The sequence below is a fragment of the Pseudomonas baltica genome, assembly GCF_014235765.1.
Taxonomy (GTDB): Bacteria; Pseudomonadota; Gammaproteobacteria; order Pseudomonadales; family Pseudomonadaceae; genus Aquipseudomonas; species Aquipseudomonas baltica.
Genome location: NZ_JACMYH010000009.1, coordinates 52,017 through 70,401, shown reverse-complemented (window position 1 = coordinate 70,401; position 18,385 = coordinate 52,017). Strand labels below are relative to the sequence as shown.

General features: G+C 59.0%; 18 protein-coding genes and 1 other RNA gene. 12 read left to right on the top strand and 7 right to left on the bottom strand.

Annotated elements, in window-relative coordinates; all coding sequences use genetic code 11:
- Window positions 1-39: 39 nt before the first annotated feature.
- The 3 genes from H7993_RS19680 to H7993_RS19670 all read left to right on the top strand — a co-directional run bounded on the left by H7993_RS19680 (window position 40) and on the right by H7993_RS19670 (window position 1,402).
- Complete coding sequence (locus H7993_RS19680; RefSeq protein ID WP_185795395.1) at window positions 40-507, top strand: hypothetical protein; 468 nt, start codon at window positions 40-42, stop codon at window positions 505-507.
- 71 nt (window positions 508-578) lie between these two features.
- Window positions 579-809, top strand: coding sequence for a hypothetical protein (locus H7993_RS19675; RefSeq protein ID WP_185795415.1), 231 nt, complete (start codon window positions 579-581; stop codon window positions 807-809).
- Window positions 806-1,402 carry a hypothetical protein gene (locus tag H7993_RS19670; RefSeq protein WP_185795394.1) on the top strand — a complete coding sequence of 199 codons (597 nt, stop codon included), beginning with the start codon at window positions 806-808 and terminating at the stop codon, window positions 1,400-1,402. The genes H7993_RS19675 and H7993_RS19670 overlap by 4 nt, the downstream gene beginning before the upstream one ends.
- Before the next feature lie 344 nt (window positions 1,403-1,746).
- Here the strand turns inward: H7993_RS19670 and H7993_RS19665 are convergent, their stop codons facing one another.
- The 4 genes from H7993_RS19665 to H7993_RS19650 all read right to left on the bottom strand — a co-directional run bounded on the left by H7993_RS19665 (window position 1,747) and on the right by H7993_RS19650 (window position 6,514).
- On the bottom strand, window positions 1,747-3,303 hold the full coding sequence (locus H7993_RS19665; RefSeq protein WP_185795393.1) for a hypothetical protein: 1,557 nt from the start codon (window positions 3,301-3,303) through the stop codon (window positions 1,747-1,749).
- 550 nt (window positions 3,304-3,853) lie between these two features.
- Window positions 3,854-4,246: a transfer-messenger RNA gene (gene ssrA, locus H7993_RS19660) on the bottom strand.
- Window positions 4,247-4,324: 78 nt separating this feature from the next.
- Window positions 4,325-4,597, bottom strand: a complete 273-nt coding sequence (locus tag H7993_RS19655) for a hypothetical protein (RefSeq protein WP_122480206.1) — start codon at window positions 4,595-4,597, stop codon at window positions 4,325-4,327.
- A gap of 216 nt (window positions 4,598-4,813) precedes the next feature.
- The gene (locus H7993_RS19650; RefSeq protein ID WP_122480205.1) at window positions 4,814-6,514 is read right to left on the bottom strand and encodes a lactate permease LctP family transporter; all 1,701 of its coding nucleotides are present in this window, start codon (window positions 6,512-6,514) and stop codon (window positions 4,814-4,816) included.
- A gap of 179 nt (window positions 6,515-6,693) precedes the next feature.
- On the opposite strand from H7993_RS19650, the gene H7993_RS19645 reads away from it, so the two are divergent.
- A complete protein-coding gene (locus H7993_RS19645) occupies window positions 6,694-7,476 on the top strand; it encodes a GntR family transcriptional regulator (RefSeq protein ID WP_185795392.1) in 783 nt (260 codons plus the stop codon).
- Between the two features lie 33 nt (window positions 7,477-7,509).
- Here H7993_RS19645 and smpB read toward each other — a convergent pair whose 3' ends face one another.
- The gene (gene smpB / locus H7993_RS19640) at window positions 7,510-7,992 is read right to left on the bottom strand and encodes an SsrA-binding protein SmpB (RefSeq protein ID WP_043190812.1); all 483 of its coding nucleotides are present in this window, start codon (window positions 7,990-7,992) and stop codon (window positions 7,510-7,512) included.
- Window positions 7,993-8,249: 257 nt separating this feature from the next.
- Between smpB and H7993_RS19635 the strand changes: the two genes are divergently transcribed.
- Together H7993_RS19635 and H7993_RS19630 are read left to right on the top strand one after the other, a co-directional pair.
- Window positions 8,250-8,684 carry a type II toxin-antitoxin system RatA family toxin gene (locus H7993_RS19635; protein ID WP_122480203.1) on the top strand — a complete coding sequence of 145 codons (435 nt, stop codon included), beginning with the start codon at window positions 8,250-8,252 and terminating at the stop codon, window positions 8,682-8,684.
- Window positions 8,677-8,988: an RnfH family protein gene (locus tag H7993_RS19630; RefSeq protein ID WP_185795391.1), complete on the top strand. Its 312-nt coding sequence runs from the start codon at window positions 8,677-8,679 to the stop codon at window positions 8,986-8,988. The genes H7993_RS19635 and H7993_RS19630 overlap by 8 nt, the downstream gene beginning before the upstream one ends.
- Before the next feature lie 61 nt (window positions 8,989-9,049).
- Here H7993_RS19630 and H7993_RS19625 read toward each other — a convergent pair whose 3' ends face one another.
- Window positions 9,050-9,571 (bottom strand): outer membrane protein assembly factor BamE, encoded by a 522-nt coding sequence (locus H7993_RS19625; protein WP_122480201.1) that lies wholly within the window; start codon window positions 9,569-9,571, stop codon window positions 9,050-9,052.
- Between the two features lie 98 nt (window positions 9,572-9,669).
- Here H7993_RS19625 and fur point away from each other — a divergent pair, with 98 nt between their 5' ends.
- The gene (gene fur, locus H7993_RS19620) at window positions 9,670-10,074 is read left to right on the top strand and encodes a ferric iron uptake transcriptional regulator (protein WP_122480200.1); all 405 of its coding nucleotides are present in this window, start codon (window positions 9,670-9,672) and stop codon (window positions 10,072-10,074) included.
- Window positions 10,075-10,243: 169 nt separating this feature from the next.
- Here the strand turns inward: fur and recN are convergent, their stop codons facing one another.
- Window positions 10,244-11,917, bottom strand: a complete 1,674-nt coding sequence (gene recN, locus H7993_RS19615) for a DNA repair protein RecN (protein ID WP_122480199.1) — start codon at window positions 11,915-11,917, stop codon at window positions 10,244-10,246.
- A 228-nt stretch (window positions 11,918-12,145) separates the two neighbouring features.
- Here recN and grpE point away from each other — a divergent pair, with 228 nt between their 5' ends.
- From grpE to carA, 5 genes are all read left to right on the top strand, one after another.
- Window positions 12,146-12,712 carry a nucleotide exchange factor GrpE gene (gene grpE, locus H7993_RS19610; RefSeq protein ID WP_122480198.1) on the top strand — a complete coding sequence of 189 codons (567 nt, stop codon included), beginning with the start codon at window positions 12,146-12,148 and terminating at the stop codon, window positions 12,710-12,712.
- A 116-nt stretch (window positions 12,713-12,828) separates the two neighbouring features.
- On the top strand, window positions 12,829-14,748 hold the full coding sequence (gene dnaK / locus H7993_RS19605; protein ID WP_122480197.1) for a molecular chaperone DnaK: 1,920 nt from the start codon (window positions 12,829-12,831) through the stop codon (window positions 14,746-14,748).
- A 187-nt stretch (window positions 14,749-14,935) separates the two neighbouring features.
- Entirely contained in the window at window positions 14,936-16,063 is a 1,128-nt protein-coding gene (gene dnaJ / locus H7993_RS19600; RefSeq protein ID WP_122480196.1) for a molecular chaperone DnaJ, read from the top strand.
- A gap of 17 nt (window positions 16,064-16,080) precedes the next feature.
- Entirely contained in the window at window positions 16,081-16,884 is an 804-nt protein-coding gene (dapB, locus tag H7993_RS19595; RefSeq protein WP_122480195.1) for a 4-hydroxy-tetrahydrodipicolinate reductase, read from the top strand.
- Window positions 16,885-17,209: 325 nt separating this feature from the next.
- Entirely contained in the window at window positions 17,210-18,346 is a 1,137-nt protein-coding gene (gene carA / locus H7993_RS19590; RefSeq protein ID WP_122480194.1) for a glutamine-hydrolyzing carbamoyl-phosphate synthase small subunit, read from the top strand.
- Window positions 18,347-18,385: the final 39 nt, after the last annotated feature.

Genomic DNA, 18,385 nt, shown 5'->3' with positions numbered 1-18,385 from the left:
CTCGAGCGGGCTTTTTTACGCCTGCAGGAAAGCGAAACCATGAACATCCCGATTGAAACCATCCGGCAGGCCCTGGGCCTTCTGCCCGCGAAGATGGCAGGCTGCCGCGCCATGACCATGATCATTGCTATCGGCCTGCAAGAGTCCGGATTCCTCGCCCGCCGCCAGTACGGCAATGGCCCAGCGCGAGGGTTCTGGCAGTTCGAGCGGGACGGCGGCGTGAAGGGTGTGATGGAGCACCCGGCCACCACCTCCTACGCCGCAGCGATCTGCCTGCAGCGGGGTGTGCCATTCCAGCGCTCCAAGGTGTGGGCAGCCTTGGAGACTGACGACGTGCTGGCGGTCGTGTTCGCCCGACTGCTGCTGTGGAGCGATCCGAAGCCTCTGCCGGCGTTGACCGAGCAATCGGCGGCATGGAGCCTTTACGCCCGCACCTGGCGTCCCGGCAAGCCGCACCCGGAGAAGTGGCCCGAATGTCACGCCAATGCGCTCAGTGCGCTGGCCTGACTCCCTGCCTTCGAGCTGAAATCGAACAACCATCACGCGCTGCGCTGCGCGGCTTTCCAAAGGTGACAACCATGGCTGCATACACCGTTCAAAATGTTTTCCCTTGGCGTCTCTCCAATTCACCGGTCGTGATAACCGCTGTAGTCAAATCCGGCACGGTCGTCGTCGAGAAACAGGCGGGTGATACGTGGGTTCCTGCCTTCACTTTCACCGAGACCGGCTGTCAGGCGTTGTGGCTGGGGCGCGGCCGCTTCCGGGTCACTCCAACCGGCAACGCTGTTTATGAGACCGACGAACTATGACTGTCACGGCGGGCAATGGAATCATTGCAGGGCCGGGCAGCAGAGCGTCGATTCAAGGCGTCATTGCCAGCAAAGAGGATCGCCGCGGACTGCAGCTGATCCCGAACTACAAGTTCGCGGCCGACCTTGCTGGGTGGTCGGCTGATCCCCGCTACGTGCGGAAGACAGAAGCGGGGTTCAACGGCGGCAATCCCTTCGTCGAGTACAACGGGGTCTCTGGTGATTTCAGCAACTTCACCACTTCGAACGACGCCGCCTCAGGTTTGCCTGTCGAGCCGTCCACGACCTACATTGTCAGCGGTACCAGGGCTGCGAGCTTTACCGGGAACTACCCGCAGGTGCAGATCAACACCGGGGCAGATGATGGCGCAGGTCATGCTTTCCCTGGTACCAACCTCGCGTCTATGCGATTCGCGGCGGCTGCCACCGAGACTCGTTGGTCGCTCAAGTTCACCACCGGTGCAGATACGAAAAGGGTATGGATTCGATTCCAGGGCTTGGGGGGCGTTGGCAAATTGAGGCTGATGAATCTCAACCTGACCAAGGATGCTGTTGTTCAGCCGTACCGTGACTACTTTTACAGCGTCAATTGACTTAAGGTCTCGATGTTTTGAGCGTTGCGTACCGCCAATGCAACGGACGGCGCTACGGCGGGTCGGCGCTGTGTTGATCATTGCCCTACGGGTTCCCGTGCGGCTAGCACTAGCAGGAAGCCAACCACACCTGGAAGCTGGCTGTGCAGTTTTCCAGTCACCAGTCCGACTTGATCAGCATTATCAACACAAGCAAGCTTGGGCGCTTGCCAGTGGGCGCCAAGAATGGTCATTCTATCTATCAGCAGACACTAAGCTTGATAGACTGCGGAGTAATTTGGACAAGGCCCCGCTATGCTAAAGTGGCCCCTTCTACGTTTAGAGGGATACAGCCATGAGCCCTTCTATAGACCCTTGGCGAGATGTCTAAAAAATACGGGTGAGAAATCCATGGCAATTCGTTCCGACTTGTAACTTGCAATTGCAGCCTCGAGCTCCGCAGTGATTTCAGATGAATCGAAAGCTGAAGCGTAATAAGCTCTGTAAACGCTTTCTCTGGCACAAATTTTGATGCGCCTACTGTCGTCTGTATGCTCTTCTATAAGACCACTGGCAACGATGACGTCTACAAACAAATAATCCCCTATGCTTAAGCTGGCCACATAAAAGCAATCTACTTCAGTTTCGAGGGGTGGTCCATCATCCGCTGCATAGGTAAGAAAGGCATCATTCGAAGTTTCGAATAGTACTTGATGAAAGAGATGTATGGATCTTATTTTTGAGTTGATTTCAGTCAGTGATATTTCAATTTTTCTATCTATATCAAAGCAGTGCTTTATTTTTGAAATTTTGGATAGAATATTTATTTCGTGCGAAAAATTTTGGAATCCACATGGAGAGTTTAATGTGAATTTTATTTCTTTTGAATAGAAGTCTAAGCTCAGCGCTACATTCACTGGTTTCCATAGCATATGAAAGGCCTTGAACGTCTTGAGTAAGTCATCTGAGCATAGGGGGGTAGTAGGATCGAGATTGGTAGATAGATGCATTGAGTGCTGTTCTAAGCGCAAAATTATTTCAAACAATCTCGCATCTATCCTTATTTTTCGGTGCTCAGCAGGTAGAAGTGAGTTAATTCCGACGTATAGATCTGCTAAAAACGAAAAGGACGATCCTGTCTTTATGTTTTTAAATGTGACTCGCCCACTGTCGTCAGGTACTACGGATAGGATTTGAAGTACTGCGTTTGATGCTGATAATTTTGGGAAAGGAGAACGTTGACCGAATCGGATGGCGTGCCCATTCAGATCATCGACAGCTACATCTATTTTTTTGCCCAGTGACGCATCTAGCAGGTTTTGTAATTGGTCTGGAGATGAGATTTTGAAGTCGACTTGAAACAAATTTTTTTCGAAGCCTGCAGATGCCAAGTGTCGAGTTTTTTCAGCTGTATAAGTTATTGCCGAGGTGCCGAGATAAGTTTTAAGTCTAGACTTAAGCTGTGAAGGCGTTAGCGGGATTATCTCTTCGCTGAAGTTGATACGCATTGTCTTCTTGTTAAGTTTTGGGTTTGCTTCTTTGGCTTTGAGTGCTGTGATTTTTTTTAAGATTTCGCTTATCAATTCCTTATCTACGTGTCTAATATATACGCGAGAAGGAGTTTCATGTTTCTCAAATTGTATCAATATGTAGAAAGTTGGCAAGACAGAGGTGGCCATTTTTCTTAAGTTTGAAAGTTCTACATCTACATACTGCTTGTTCGTATCGGTAGACTTAATCTGTACCTTAACTTCGGTTACGCCTTCGTGCATCGTAAGTGGGTCGTCAATGACATTAGGATCATCCAATTCAATGAGGATGTCCCAGCCATGCTCGTCGGATACCGATTTATTTGCTGTTAAGCCTGCAGAGGAGCACCATGCGCAAAAGTATCCTTCCCCAGCCGATCCTATGTTTCGCATGGAAAATCACTCCTTTTTTCCTTGGACGGTTGAACCTGATCTGACAGCCCTGATTACGTCTCCTGTCGCCTGGCAGGCGGATCTAACCAGTACACGAGCAACAAAACAACAGTCAATGTGCAAATTTTCATAGGCCTTATAAAGTCGTTACTATGCCTACGTTTCTCCTATGGCCCGGACGGCTTCGCGCTGAACGGCATTGAACCGACGGATCTAAATAATTGATGGTTGAGGAATTTATCGAAATACTGATCAGCGTGCTTCCTCTACCAATTTGACTCCATCCATTGTCTTTCAGCAACAGAACGCGGTAAAACGTTCGGTTTAACCACCGGTTTTGACGCGCGCATCATCCTATCATGATGTGAATTTAGTGGCCCCAGAGGCCTCAACTCCACAGCCTGCGTTTTTAGCTCTGACTGACCACATGCTCCAGTCTGGTCGATAGCCAGCCTGTCATAAGGCTGGCATTCCTGAGCCTAAACAGCCCTTTTGGACACAAAAAAGGCACTTGCGATAATCGCTAAGTGCCTGATTTGTAACGCTTGTTTGGTGGAGCCGGGGGGATTTGAACCCCCGTCCGCCAGTACTCCGCTGTCGGTACTACATGCTTAGCCGTGTCTACTGAGTTAATCCGCAGCCGCCCGACTGGCAGGGTGCATTGGACGAGCTGTGTAAGTTTTAGTCGCTTTGCCCACAGCGTGCTACACGACGATCCTGTTCTGCGTGACGATCACTTTGGGTTTACAGGCATCCCCTGATGATCGCTGGCACCGAAGTAGCCAGAAGAGCGGCTCAGCTACCGTTAGGCAGCGAGAGCTTGGCCCTCGTAGGTTTCGTCATTGGCAACTATAGAAAGTTGCAACAGTTGATTTACGACTTCTGTTACCAAGTCGGCATGCACCTAGAGTTTCGCAACCGGCGTCGAATCCTAATCGGCCCCAGTCCCTGCGGTTAGGCAGGGGAGACGTAGTCTACGTCATTTTGCGGCGTCAGGCCAACCCCATGGTTGGCTTGGCGATCAGCCTTTGCTTTTCTGAGCATCCATCAAGATGTTCATGGCGTCGGTGGAGTGCGAGATGCAGGCTTTTTCGTCCTTGGCAGCGTGGGCGGCCATGGCGGCTTTGTACGCGTCGTCGTATTGGCTCTTGGCTGGGTCGCCGAGCTGCATCGAGGTGGTCTTGGCGTCGTTCAGCTTCTGCATGTTCACTTCGCACAGGTCGTCAGCGGCGAACACAGGGGATGCGATCAGGGCGGAGGCTACGATCAGGCCGGACAGATAGGTACGCTTCATAAGAATCTCCTTACTCAAGGTGGACTCGGCGCTCCTCGGTAGGATCGGCGTCCGCAGTCAGAAATAGCCCAATTGCTTGCGGGCCTGATGAATGGACTTCGCCCTTTTGCAGGGGTTCTGTCGAAAACGTGTGGGGATGTAAATAAATTCAGTTAGCACCAAAAGGGGGCGACATCGCCCCTATGTTGGGTGTGTTGGACGCATATCGACCAGGGATCAGTGCACCAGCATGCCGGTGAACCAGTAGGCCTGCGCCAGGGTGATCAAGCCGATGATGGTGGCGAACAACAAGCTGTGCTTGAGCGTGAAACGCAGCAGGTCGGACTCGCGGCCTACCAGGCCGGTGGCGGCGCAGGCGACGGCGATGGACTGCGGCGAGATCATCTTGCCGGTCACGCCGCCGCTGGAGTTGGCGGCCACCATCAGTACGTCGCTGACGCCCAACTGGTGTGCGGTGGTGGCCTGCAGCGAACCGAAAAGGGCGTTGGACGAGGTGTCCGAGCCGGTCAGGAACACACCCAGCCAGCCCAGGAACGGCGAGAAGAACGGGAACGCGGAGCCGGTGCCCGCCAGGATCAGCGCCATGGTGGAAGACATGCCCGAGAAGTTGGTGACGAAGGCGAAGGCCAGCACCATGCCGATGGACAGGATCGGCCAGCGCAGCTCGAACAGGGTTTCACCGAAGGTCTTCAAGGCGGTCTTGATGTCGATGCGCAGCACCATCATCGAGATGATCGCGGCGAACAAAATCGCCGTGCCGGTGGCCGAGATGGGGTCGAACTTGAACACAGCGGGCATCGGTGTGGCTGTGGCGACGATGGGTGCGGTCTTGAGCACCAGTTGGTCCAGGTGCGGGATGGCGAAGTTGAACACGAAGTTGTACATGGCGCCGCCCGGCGCGAACATGGCTTTGAATGGCTTCAGGGTCCAGATGGTGACCAGCACGGTCAGGATCAGGAACGGTGACCACGCCTTGAGGATCTCTCCCAGGCTGTAGGGCGTTGGTGTGGAGCCGCCCACCGCCGAGGTTTTGCCCGCAGGTCCGCCACCCATTACGGCAGCACCACCGCTCACGGCCACTTGATCAGTGCTGGCGCTGCGCTTGGGCTGCCACACTTTCAGGAACAGCGTCAGGCAGACGATGCTGGTGAGTGCCGAGGTGATGTCGGGCAGTTCCGGGCCGATGAAGTTGGAGGTCAGGTACTGCACGATGGCGAAGCTCAGGCCTGCAACCAGTGCCGCCGGCCAGGTTTCCCGGACGCCGCGCAGGCCGTCCATGATGAACACCAGCCAGAACGGTACGATCAGCGACAGCAACGGCAGTTGGCGGCCGGTCATGGCGCCGATCTTAAACGGGTCGATGCCGGTCACCTGGCCTGCGACGATGATCGGGATGCCCAATGCGCCGAAGGCCACGGGTGCGGTGTTGGCGATCAGGCACAGGCCGGCCGCGTACAGCGGGTTGAAGCCCAGGCCGACCAGCAGGGCCGCAGTGATGGCGACCGGGGCGCCAAAGCCTGCGGCACCTTCCAGGAAGGCGCCGAAGCAGAAGCCGATCAGCAATACCTGCAGGCGCTGGTCGTCGGTGATCGACAGCACCGAGCTGCGGATGATCTCGAACTGGCCGCTCTTGACCGTCAGTTTGTACAAAAACACGGCGGCGACGATGATCCAGGCAATCGGCCATAGCCCGTACATGAAGCCGTAGCCGGCGGCCGCCAGTGCCATGTCGGCCGGCATGCCGTAGGCGAAGATCGCCAGTACGATGGACAGCGCCAGGGTAATGCTGCCGGCGACGTGCCCCTTCATGCGGAATACGGCCAGCGCCAGGAAGAAGAACACGATGGGTATGACGGCTACCAGGGCGGATAGCCCGAGGCTGCCGAGCGGGTTGTAGATCTGCTGCCAGGTTTGCATAGACTGAGGCCCCTTGTTTTTTTTGGAAGGCTTGGCGCTACGGCGCTGTATTGCAGGAATTGGTAATACCAATTTACAATAAGTTCCGGTCAGGTTAGGGCGCAGCCGTGGGGCTGTCAATTTCCTTGTCTATGACTTTGGTCGAGTGCGGCCAGGGCGATCGTGTGTTGGAGCCACCCATGGGTATTGAGCAAGTCCGTCAGCGGCGTTTGTCCGATGGCATCGTCGAGCGTCTGGAGGCCATGATTCTCGAGGGCACGCTAAGGGCAGGCGAGCGTTTGCCGGCCGAGCGGGCGCTGGCCGAGCAGTTTGGTGTGTCGCGGCCTTCGTTGCGTGAAGCCATCCAAAAGCTGGTGGCCAAGGGCATGTTGGTCAGTCGTCAGGGTGGGGGCAATTACGTCTGCCACACGCTCGGCTCGACCTTCAGCGATCCGCTGTTGGCGTTGCTGGAAAGCAATCCGGAAAGCCAGCGCGACCTGCTCGAGTTTCGTCATACCCTGGAGGCGTCGTGCGCCTTTTATGCAGCGCAGCGCGCCACCGAGATCGATCGCGATCGATTGAGGCAGGCCATGGATGTCCTGGAAGATTGTTACCGCCGAGTCGAGGACGCCACGCGGGAAGAGGAGGGCGTGGCCGATGCCAACTTCCACCTGGCGATTGCCGAAGCCAGTCACAACGCGGTGTTGCTGCATACCGTGCGCGGTCTGTTCGACATGCTCAAGCGCAACATGGTGGTGAACATCGGAGGCATGCACCGGCACAGCGGGGAAACCCGAGACAAGTTGATCGCACAGCATCGCCAGCTGTTTCAGGCCATCGTGAGCGGTCAGGCAGAGCAGGCACGTGAACTGGCCAGCCTGCATATCACTTATGTGCAGGGCGTGCTCGACGAGGCACGGCAGACGGTGCAACGCACCGCTCGCGCACAGCGTCGCAGCGGCCTGCAGGAATCAGGCCGGTAGACGCGGCAAAGGCGGTGCTGCAGGGGGAAGGAATCAGTCTTCCTTGCCCTTGTTGCGCACGGCACGCTGCAGCTCACGATTGGAATCGCGTTCGCGCTCGGTATCGCGCTTGTCGTATTCCTTTTTGCCCTTGCCCAGAGCGATTTCACACTTGATCAAGTGCTTGCTCCAGTAGATCGACAAGGCCACGCAGGCATAGCCCTTCTGCTGAACCTGGGCGAACAGCTTTTCCAGCTCGCGGCGGTTGAGCAGCAGTTTGCGGGTACGCGTGGGGTCGGCGATCACATGGGTACTGGCCGTGGTCAGGGGGGTGAAGTGGCTACCCATCAGCCAGGCTTCGCCGTCCTTGAGCAGCACGTAGCTGTCCACCAGTTGCGCCTTGCCGGCACGCAGGCTTTTTACTTCCCAACCGGCCAGGACCAAGCCAGCCTCGAAACGGTGTTCGATGAAGTAATCGTGTCGCGCTTTCTTGTTCTGCGCGATGGTCCCTGTAGGGTGTTTCTTTAATTTGGCCATAGGGCGCGCATTATAGGCAGTCGTTGCGCTCTCGGCTACGGTATTGCTATGCGCTTGAGCGCTTGCAATGAATACCGGACAATACCTGATCTTTATGGATAGCCTGCGCTTTGCCGCTGTCGACAAAGAAGCCCCGTGATTTCGTTGGCGTGCCCCCTGTCTGCTGGCATGCCTACCTTATTTTCAAGGCGCCGTTGGCGTCGTTCGGCCGACGCGGATTCTCGCGTCCGCCGCCCAGCTTTGGAAGTGACGCCCGCATGACTACCCATATTCAACGCTCGGCCCTGCTGCCTTATCCTGCTCAGGCCCTGTATGACCTGGTCAACGACGTGTCCCGCTACCCCGAGTTTCTGCCTTGGTGTTCGTCCACCACCATCCTCGAAGAAACCGACACCCTGATGCGCGCCAACCTGGACATTGCCAAGGGTGGGCTGAGTCAGCATTTCGTGACCCGCAATACCTTGGTGCCCGGTAGCTCCATTGAAATGAACCTGGAAGAAGGTCCGTTCAACCAGTTGCACGGAGTGTGGGTGTTCAAGCCGCTGGGCGAGAAGGCCTGCAAGATCAGCCTGGATCTGTCCTTCGACTACGCCGGCCCGATCATTCGCGCCACCTTGGGGCCGCTGTTCAATCAGGCCGCCAACACCTTGGTGGATGCCTTCTGCCAGCGCGCCAAGCAATTGCATGGCTGAGCAGTCCATCCATATCGAAGTGGCCTATGCCGCGGTCGACGAGCAGGCATTGCTCGGGTTGCGAGTGCCTGAGGGCACAACCGTCGCGCAGGCGATCGAGATGTCAGGCATTGCCCAGCGCTTCCCAGGTGTGAATTTCAGTCAGTGCCCGGTAGGCATCTTCGCCAGGCTGCTGGATTCTCCAGATGAGCATGTGCTGCAATCCGGTGACCGCATCGAACTCTACCGACCGTTGCTCGCGGACCCGAAAGAGGTGCGACGATTGCGCGCGGCCAAGGCGGCGCAAGTGCGCAAAGCGCGTTGAGATAACTTTCCTTCGCCCATGAAAAAGCCCGGCATGACCGGGCTTTTTTCGTACCGCCTGCTTACTGCGGCGAAACGTCCAGCGGCTGGGGTGCCGGGACGGGGACGGTCTTCACGCCGTCCACGTCGCGCTGGATGTCGTCGAGCATCGAGCCAGGCTTGGGTGGCTCTTCGGCCTTCTGCGGCTCGCCCTGCTGGGGCGTAGCGGTGGTGTCGGTGTCGCTGCCCAGAATTGCCTGGTCCCTGCTGACGCCCGGCATGAAATCGCCAGAGAGGCCGACCAATTGGTCGTTGCCGTTGAACATGACACTCATGCGTTCCTGCTGGCGTTCGCCGCCGCCTGGCTGCAGGCTGTACAGGTAATCCCAGCGATTGGCGTGAAACGTGTCGACCAACAGGGGGTTGCCCATGATAAACCTTACTTGCCGACGGGTCATTCCGGGCCGTAACTGGTCTATCATGTCCTGTGTGACGACATTGCCCTGCTGGATGTCGATTTTGTAAACCCCGGGGAATGAACAACCGGCGAGTGCGAGCAGTCCCACGAAGGTGAGGCTGGTTAGCAAGTGCTTGGTGTTTTGCATCGGTGGGCGACTTCCACTATCTTGGCTGGGACAACGTAAACCCCGATCATACCCGTATTAAGAGATGCTGCGAAGCCGCATCGTTGAGAAAGCTGACCATGGTTGATAATAGCGAACTGCGTAAAGCCGGCCTCAAGGTGACCCTTCCACGGGTCAAGATTCTGCAAATGCTGGAGTCGGCACAGCAACGCCACATGAGCGCCGAGGAAGTCTACAAGGCGCTGATGGAAGCGGGCGAAGATGTGGGCCTGGCCACGGTTTACCGTGTTCTGACCCAATTCGAAGCGGCGGGTCTGGTAGCACGTCACAACTTCGACGGCGGCCATGCCGTGTTCGAATTGGCAGACGGCGAGCACCACGACCATATGGTCGATGTCGACTCGGGTGATGTGATCGAGTTTACCGACCACGAGATCGAGCGCCGCCAGAAGGAAATCGTCAGCGAGCATGGTTACGAGCTGGTGGATCACAACCTGGTGCTGTACGTGCGCAAGCCAAAGTAACTTCAGGAGTGATGCAAAAAGGCGACCCTGGGGTCGCCTTTTTTGTTGGGGGTGAGTCAGTCAAGGCCTCTTCGCGGGCAGAGCCCCGCTCCCACCGGTCAGTGCCAACCTTGTGGGAGCGGGGCGGGCGGCGAGCCCTCTGCCCGCGAAGAGGCCCGCCCGTCCACCATCACCCCTTGGCCGTCACCACCATCTTCTTCGCATGTGCCAGCGATTCCTTGGTCAGGTCAATCCCGCCCAGCATCCGCGCCACCTCTTCCACGCGCTCACCTTTGCCCAGGTTCGACACGGCCGTGCGCGTCTCGTCACTGCCGCGCACCTTGTGCACGAACAAATGATGGTGCCCCTGCGCCGCCACCTGCGGCAGGTGGGTCACAGTGAGCACTTGCCCACGCTCACCAAGGCGTCGCAGCAACTGCCCAACGATCTCGGCTGTCGGCCCGCCGATGCCCACGTCCACTTCGTCGAACACCAGCGTCGGAACCCGCGAGGTCTGCGCCGTGATCACCTGGATTGCCAGGCTGATCCGCGACAGCTCGCCACCCGAGGCCACCTTGGCCAAGGGTTTCATCGGCTGGCCAGGGTTGGCGCTGACCAACAGCTCGACCTGCTCCAGGCCATTGGGGTGCAAGTCCTCGTGGGCATTGGCGCGCAGTTCGATGGTGAAGCGCCCACCGGGCATGCCCAGGCGTTGGATTTCCACCTCCACTGCGGCCGCCAGTTGCGCGGCGGCATGGGTGCGCAGTCCGGTCAGCTCACCGGCTTTTTCCTGGTAGTGGCGTGCATAGGCCGCCAGCTCTTCACCCAGTTGCTCGATTGATTCGTCGCTGGCGTTCAACCCTTCCAGCTCTTCGAGCAAGCGGTGTTGCAGCGCGACCACTTCGGTCGGGTGAACGCGGTGTTTGCGCGCCAGGGTATAGATGGTGTCGAGGCGCTCCTCGATATGCTGCAAGCGCGCCGGATCGGCTTCGAAGTGGTCGAGGAAGCGATTGAGTTCGCCCACGGCTTCTTCCACCTGGATCTGCGCCGTTGCCAGCATCGAGGCCGCTTCGCCCAGCGCGTTCGGAGCATTGCTGACGCCGCCCAGGCGGTTCAAGCTAGCAGTCAGCGCGCTGAGCACGTTGCCCGAATCGTTTTCGCTGCAATGGTCGATGACCTGGCGGCAGATACCGAACAAGGCTTCGGCGTTGGTCAGGTTCTTGTGTTCCTGTTCCAGCTGCTCCAGCTCGTTCTCGCCCAGCCCGAGGTTCTCCAGCTCTTCCAGCTGGTAGCTGAGCAACTGGTGACGTGCGCGCTGTTCGTCACCCGAGTCCGACAGGCGTTCGAGTTCCTGGCGGGTCTGACGCCATTTCTGCGCAGCCAGGTGCACCTGCCGGGCCAGATCGCTGGCACCGGCGTATTCATCCAGCAGGCGGCGATGGGTATCGGTCTTGAGCAGCGACTGGTGCTCGTGCTGGCTATGGATATCGATCAGCAGCTCACCCAGCGACTTGAGGTCGCCGAGCGGGCAGGGGGTGCCGTTGATATAGCCGCGCGAACCGCCCTTGGCCGTGATCACCCGGCGCAGGATGCAGGGGCCGTCGGTTTCCAGGTCGCGCTCGGCAAGCCACGTGCTGGCCTCGGGAATGTCGACCAGATCGAAGGTGGCAAGGATGTCGGCCTTGTCTGCTCCGGGCCGGACCACGCCGCTGTCGGCGCGGTCGCCCAGGGCCAGGCCCAGCGCGTCGAGCATGATCGATTTGCCGGCGCCGGTTTCGCCCGTGATCACGCTCATCCCGCGCTCGAGTTCGAGGTCGAGATGTTCGACGATGGCATAGTTGTGTACGGACAGGTGCACCAGCATAAGACCGCCCCCAGGCATGAATGTCTGGTTATTTATACAGTGTTTTATGCAGGGCTGACAATATTGGTCCTTAGCTCGTTTTCGCCTGATGCCCGGGTTTTTTATCGCTTCGTTCGAAAGCCCACGCTCAGCCGCTGGTCGTCAGCCCTTGAAGCGCAAATTTGCGACCCCATATACCGGTCAGAAGCGCGAGTCGACCTCGCGGACGTTATCGAGAGGAGAGAACCAATGGCTGATGAACAGAATCTGGACGATCAGAATCTAGACGCTAATCAGGCTGCCAGCGCTGGCGCCGAAGACCTCACCGCGCGCGTGCAGTTGCTCGAAGAGCAGCTCGCCACCGCTCAGGACCAGTCGCTGCGTGTAGCGGCCGATCTGCAGAATGTTCGCCGCCGCGCCGATCAGGACGTGGAAAAGGCGCACAAGTTCGCCCTCGAGAAGTTCGCCGGCGACCTGCTGCCCGTGCTCGACAGCCTCGAGCGCGGTATCGAGCTGTCCAGCGCCGACGACGAAAGTATTCGTCCGATGCGCGAAGGCATGGAGCTGACCCTGAAGATGTTTCAGGACACCCTCAAGCGCTACAACCTGGAAGCCATCGACCCGCACGGCCAGCCATTCAACGCCGAGCATCACCAGGCCATGGCGATGCAGGAAAGCGCGGATGTCGAGCCCAACAGTGTCTTGAAGGTTTTCCAGAAGGGCTATCAGCTCAATGGACGCCTGCTGCGCCCGGCCATGGTCGTGGTCAGCAAGGCCGCCGCACCGGTTTCGCCTTCGATCGACGAGCAGGCTTGAAATCGGCCAAGTGGCCCCCATCTTAGTGTCAAGCGTTTAAGTGCTACCGCAGACAGCCACCACTGCTGCGGCAACCAAATCCAAAATTTTCGGGCCTTAGTGCCAGGAGAAGAAACATGGGCAAGATTATCGGTATCGACCTGGGGACCACCAACTCCTGCGTCTCCATTCTGGAAAACGGCAAGGCCAAGGTCATCGAGAACGCCGAAGGCGCTCGGACCACACCTTCGATCATCGCTTATGCCAACGACGGCGAAATTCTCGTCGGTCAGTCGGCCAAGCGTCAGGCCGTCACCAACCCGCATAACACGCTGTATGCAGTGAAGCGCCTGATCGGTCGTCGTTTCGCCGAAGACGTCGTGCAGAAAGACATCCAGATGGTCCCGTACAAAATTGTCGAAGCCGACAACAAAGACGCCTGGGTCGAAGTCAACGGCCAGAAAATGGCACCGCCGCAGATCTCGGCTGAAATCTTGAAAAAGATGAAGAAGACCGCCGAAGACTACCTCGGCGAAGCGGTCACCGAAGCGGTCATTACCGTGCCGGCCTACTTCAACGACAGCCAGCGTCAGGCCACCAAGGACGCCGGTCGTATCGCCGGTCTGGACGTCAAGCGCATCATCAACGAGCCGACTGCCGCTGCGCTGGCATACGGCATGGACAAGGCCAAGGGCGACCACACCGTCATCGTTTATGACTTGGGTGGCGGTACCTTCGACGTGTCCGTGATCGAAATCGCCGAAGTAGACGGCGAGCACCAGTTCGAAGTGTTGGCCACCAACGGCGACACCTTCCTGGGCGGCGAAGACTTCGACATCCGCTTGATCGACTACCTCGTAGACGAATTCAAGAAAGAAAGCGGCATGAACCTCAAGGGTGACCCGCTGGCCATGCAGCGCCTGAAAGAAGCCGCTGAGAAAGCCAAGATCGAGCTGTCCTCGAGCCAGTCGACCGACGTCAACCTGCCGTACATCACTGCAGACGCGACCGGTCCTAAGCACTTGAACGTGAAGATCTCCCGCGCCAAGCTGGAATCTTTGGTCGAAGACCTGGTTCAACGCACCATCGAGCCTTGCCGCATCGCCATGAAAGACGCCGGTATCGACGTCGGCGCGATCAACGACGTGATCCTGGTCGGCGGTCAGACCCGCATGCCGCTGGTTCAGAAGCTGGTCACCGACTTTTTCGGCAAAGAAGCGCGCAAGGACGTCAACCCTGACGAAGCTGTTGCCATGGGTGCTGCCATCCAGGGCGCCGTACTGGCCGGCGACGTGAAAGACGTGCTGCTGCTCGACGTCAGCCCGCTGACCTTGGGTATCGAAACCATGGGCGGCGTGATGACCGCGCTGATCGAGAAGAACACCACGATTCCTACCAAGAAATCGCAGGTATTCTCGACTGCCGATGACAACCAGGGCGCCGTGACCATTCACGTCCTGCAGGGCGAGCGCAAGCAAGCCGCGCAGAACAAGTCGCTGGGCAAGTTCGACTTGGCCGAGATCCCGCCAGCGCCACGTGGCGTGCCGCAGATCGAAGTGACCTTCGACATCGATGCCAACGGCATCCTGCACGTCGGCGCGAAGGACAAGGCCACCGGCAAGACCCAGTCGATCGTGATCAAGGCCAACTCCGGTCTGTCCGAAGACGAAATTCAGCAGATGGTGCGTGACGCTGAAGTCAACGCCGAGGAAGACCGCAAGTTCGAAGAGCTGGCTGCTGCCCGCAACCAGGGTGATGCACTGGTGCACTCGACGCGCAAGATGGTTGCCGACGCCGGTGACAAGGTCACTGCCGACGAGAAGACTGCCATCGAAGCGGCCGTCGTGGCGCTGGAAGCTGCGGTCAAGGGCGACGACAAGGCTGCCATCGATGCCAAGGTCGAAGAGCTGTCCAAGGTCTCCGCTCCAGTGGCGCAGAAGATGTACGCCGACCAGGCCGAGAAGCCTGAAGGTGCTGCTGCCCAGCCAGCGGAAGAAGCCGGCAAGCACGACGACGTTGTCGATGCCGAGTTCGAAGAAGTCAAAGACAACAAGTAAACACTTGTTGGTCGGCCGGTTGACTGTGCTTGCACGGTGACTGGTAGGATGTCGCCGCGCGGGGGCTTGCTCCCGCGTTGGCGTGTCTGGAATACACGAATTTTAACAACATGCGACAGCGATCGGATGTTGGCGGCGCGGTCAGCGGCGCCCCTGCGTGCTGGCTCCCAAAAGAGTAAAAAGACTTATGGCAAAGCGTGACTATTACGAGGTTCTGGGGGTGGAGCGCGGCTCCAGCGAAGCAGATCTGAAGAAGGCCTATCGCCGCCTCGCGATGAAGCATCACCCGGATCGCAACCCCGACAGCAAGGAATCGGAAGAGGCATTCAAAGAGGCCAACGAGGCCTATGAAGTGCTGTCCGATGCGAGCAAGCGCGCGGCGTACGACCAATATGGTCATGCCGGCGTCGACCCGAGCATGGGTGGCGGTGGCCAGGGTTTCGGCGGCCAGAATTTCTCCGATATCTTCGGCGATGTGTTCAGCGATTTCTTCGGTGGCGGTCGCGGCGGCAATGGCCGCGGTGGCGCCCAGCGTGGCAGCGACCTGCGCTACACCCTCGAACTGAACCTGGAAGAAGCCGTGCGCGGCACCACGGTCAGCATCCGTGTGCCGACGCTGGTCAACTGCAAGCCCTGCGACGGCAGTGGCGCGAAGAAAGGCTCGGCGCCGATCACCTGCCCGACCTGTGGCGGTATCGGCCAGGTGCGTATGCAGCAGGGCTTCTTCTCGGTGCAGCAGACCTGCCCGCGCTGCCATGGCCAGGGCAAGATCATCTCCGACCCGTGCGATTCGTGCCATGGCGAAGGCCGTGTCGAAGAGTACAAGACCCTCTCGGTCAAGGTGCCTTCGGGCGTCGACACCGGTGATCGCATTCGCCTGTCGGGTGAAGGCGAGGCGGGCATGCAGGGTGGCCCGACCGGCGACCTCTACGTGGTGATCAACGTGCGCGAGCACGCGATCTTCCAGCGCGACGGCAAGCACTTGTACTGCGAAGTGCCGATCAGCTTTACCGACGCGGCATTGGGCGGCGAGCTGGAAGTGCCGACCCTCGACGGTCGGGTCAAGTTGAAGATTCCGGAAGGCACCCAGACCGGCAAGCAGTTCCGCCTGCGCGGCAAGGGCGTTGCGCCCGTGCGCGGCGGCGGTGCCGGCGACCTGATGTGCCGGGTGGCGGTGGAAACGCCGGTCAACCTCGACCGTCGTCAGCGTGAGTTGCTGGAAGAATTCCGCACTTCGCTTGAGGGCAACGAATCCCATTCGCCGAAGGCCAATGGCTGGTTCGAGGGTGTGAAGCGTTTCTTCGGCGACCTGTAAGGCATAAGGATTCGAGCATGCGACGTATAGCTGTGATGGGCGCCGCCGGGCGCATGGGCAAGACCCTGATCGAAGCGGTCCAACTGGCGCCCGGCGCCGGTTTGACGGCGGCGGTCGATCGGCCGGACAGCACACTGGTCGGCGCCGATGCCGGCGAGCTGGCTGCGCTGGGGCGGATCGGCGTACCGCTGTCGGGCGATGTGGCCAAGGTGGCGGAGGAGTTCGATGTGTTGATCGACTTCACCCACCCAACGGTAACGCTGAAGAACCTGGCGTTCTGCCGCAAGGCGGGCAAGGCCATGGTCATCGGCACCACCGGTTTCAGTGCCGAAGAAAAGGCGTTGCTGGCCGAGGCGGGCAAGGATATCCCTATCGTCTTCGCCGCCAACTTCAGTGTCGGCGTCAATCTGTGCCTGAAGTTGCTCGACACCGCTGCGCGCGTGTTGGGCGACGACGTCGATATCGAGATCATGGAAGCCCATCACCGGCACAAGGTCGATGCGCCCTCGGGCACGGCCGTGCGCATGGGCGAAGTGATTGCCAGCGCGTTGGGTCGCGATCTGAAAAAGGTGGCGGTGTACGGCCGTGAAGGTCAGACCGGCGCGCGCGAGCGCCAGACCATTGGTTTCGCCACTGTGCGCGCGGGCGACGTGGTGGGTGACCACACCGTGTTGTTCGCCGCTGACGGCGAGCGCGTCGAGATCACTCACAAGGCGTCCAGTCGCATGACGTTCGCCAAGGGAGCGGTACGCGCCGCCCTCTGGCTCGACGGCCGCGCCCCAGGCTTCTACGACATGCAGGACGTGCTGGACCTGCATTGACCCAGCTGCGCCCGGCTCGCTCCTCCCGTAGGAGCGGTCATCGGCCGCGAACCAGACGCCGCAGCCTTGCTGACACACCGCGGTGCCTATTCGCGGCCAATGACCGCTCCTACAGGGGAAAGCGCGCCAAAGTCGCATTCCCTCAAGTCCGCACCGCATTCGCGGTAGACCAAAACCCCTCTTTTCTGTAAGCTACAGCTTTAGTGTGTCCACTAAAAGCGCGCAGATAATTCGATGAAAAGAAGCGGGGTGACGTATCCATACGGCATTCCGCTTTTTTACAACCTGCGATCGCCCTTTCAGGCTTTATTTACGGGAGGTCTTCTTGACTAAGCCAGCCATACTCGCCCTTGCCGATGGCAGCATCTTTCGCGGCGAAGCCATTGGAGCCGACGGGCAAACCGTTGGAGAGGTGGTGTTCAACACCGCCATGACCGGCTATCAGGAAATCCTTACCGATCCTTCCTATGCCCAGCAAATCGTCACCCTGACCTACCCCCACATCGGCAACACCGGCACCACCCCGGAAGATGCCGAGTCTGATCGCGTCTGGGCCGCAGGCCTGGTGATCCGCGACCTGCCATTGGTGGCCAGCAACTGGCGTAACACCATGGCCCTGGACGACTACCTGAAAGCCAACAACGTGGTTGCCATCGCCGGCATCGACACCCGCCGCCTGACCCGCATCCTGCGAGAGAAAGGCGCGCAGAACGGCTGCATCATGGCCGGTGACGACATCAGCGAAGAGGCCGCCATCGCCGCCGCGCGCGCCTTCCCTGGCCTCAAGGGCATGGACCTGGCCAAGGAAGTCAGCACCAAGGACACCTACCAGTGGCGCTCCAGTGTCTGGGAACTGAAATCCGACAGCCACCCCGATGTGCCTAACAGCGAGCTGCCTTACCACGTGGTCGCCTACGACTACGGCGTCAAGGTCAACATCCTGCGCATGCTGGTCGAGCGTGGCTGCCACCTCACCGTGGTGCCTGCGCAGACCCCGGCCGCCGACGTACTGGCGCTCAACCCCGATGGCGTGTTCCTGTCCAACGGCCCTGGCGATCCAGAGCCCTGCGACTACGCTATCCAAGCGATCAAGGAAGTGCTGCAGACCGAGATTCCGGTCTTCGGCATCTGCCTGGGCCACCAGTTGCTGGCTTTGGCCGCCGGCGCCAAGACCGTCAAGATGGGTCATGGTCACCACGGTGCCAACCACCCGGTGCAGGATATCGATAGCGGCGTGGTGATGATCACCAGCCAGAACCACGGCTTCGCGGTGGATGAAGCGACTTTGCCGAGCAATGTCCGCGCGATCCACAAGTCGCTGTTCGACGGCACCCTGCAGGGTATCGAGCTGACCGACAAGGCCGCGTTCAGCTTCCAGGGTCACCCTGAAGCCAGCCCCGGTCCGAACGACGTCTCGCCGCTGTTCGACCGCTTCATCGAATCGATGGCCAAGCGCCGCTGATCACTGTCGGACCCGTGTGTAACGCGCGCCCCGGCTGGC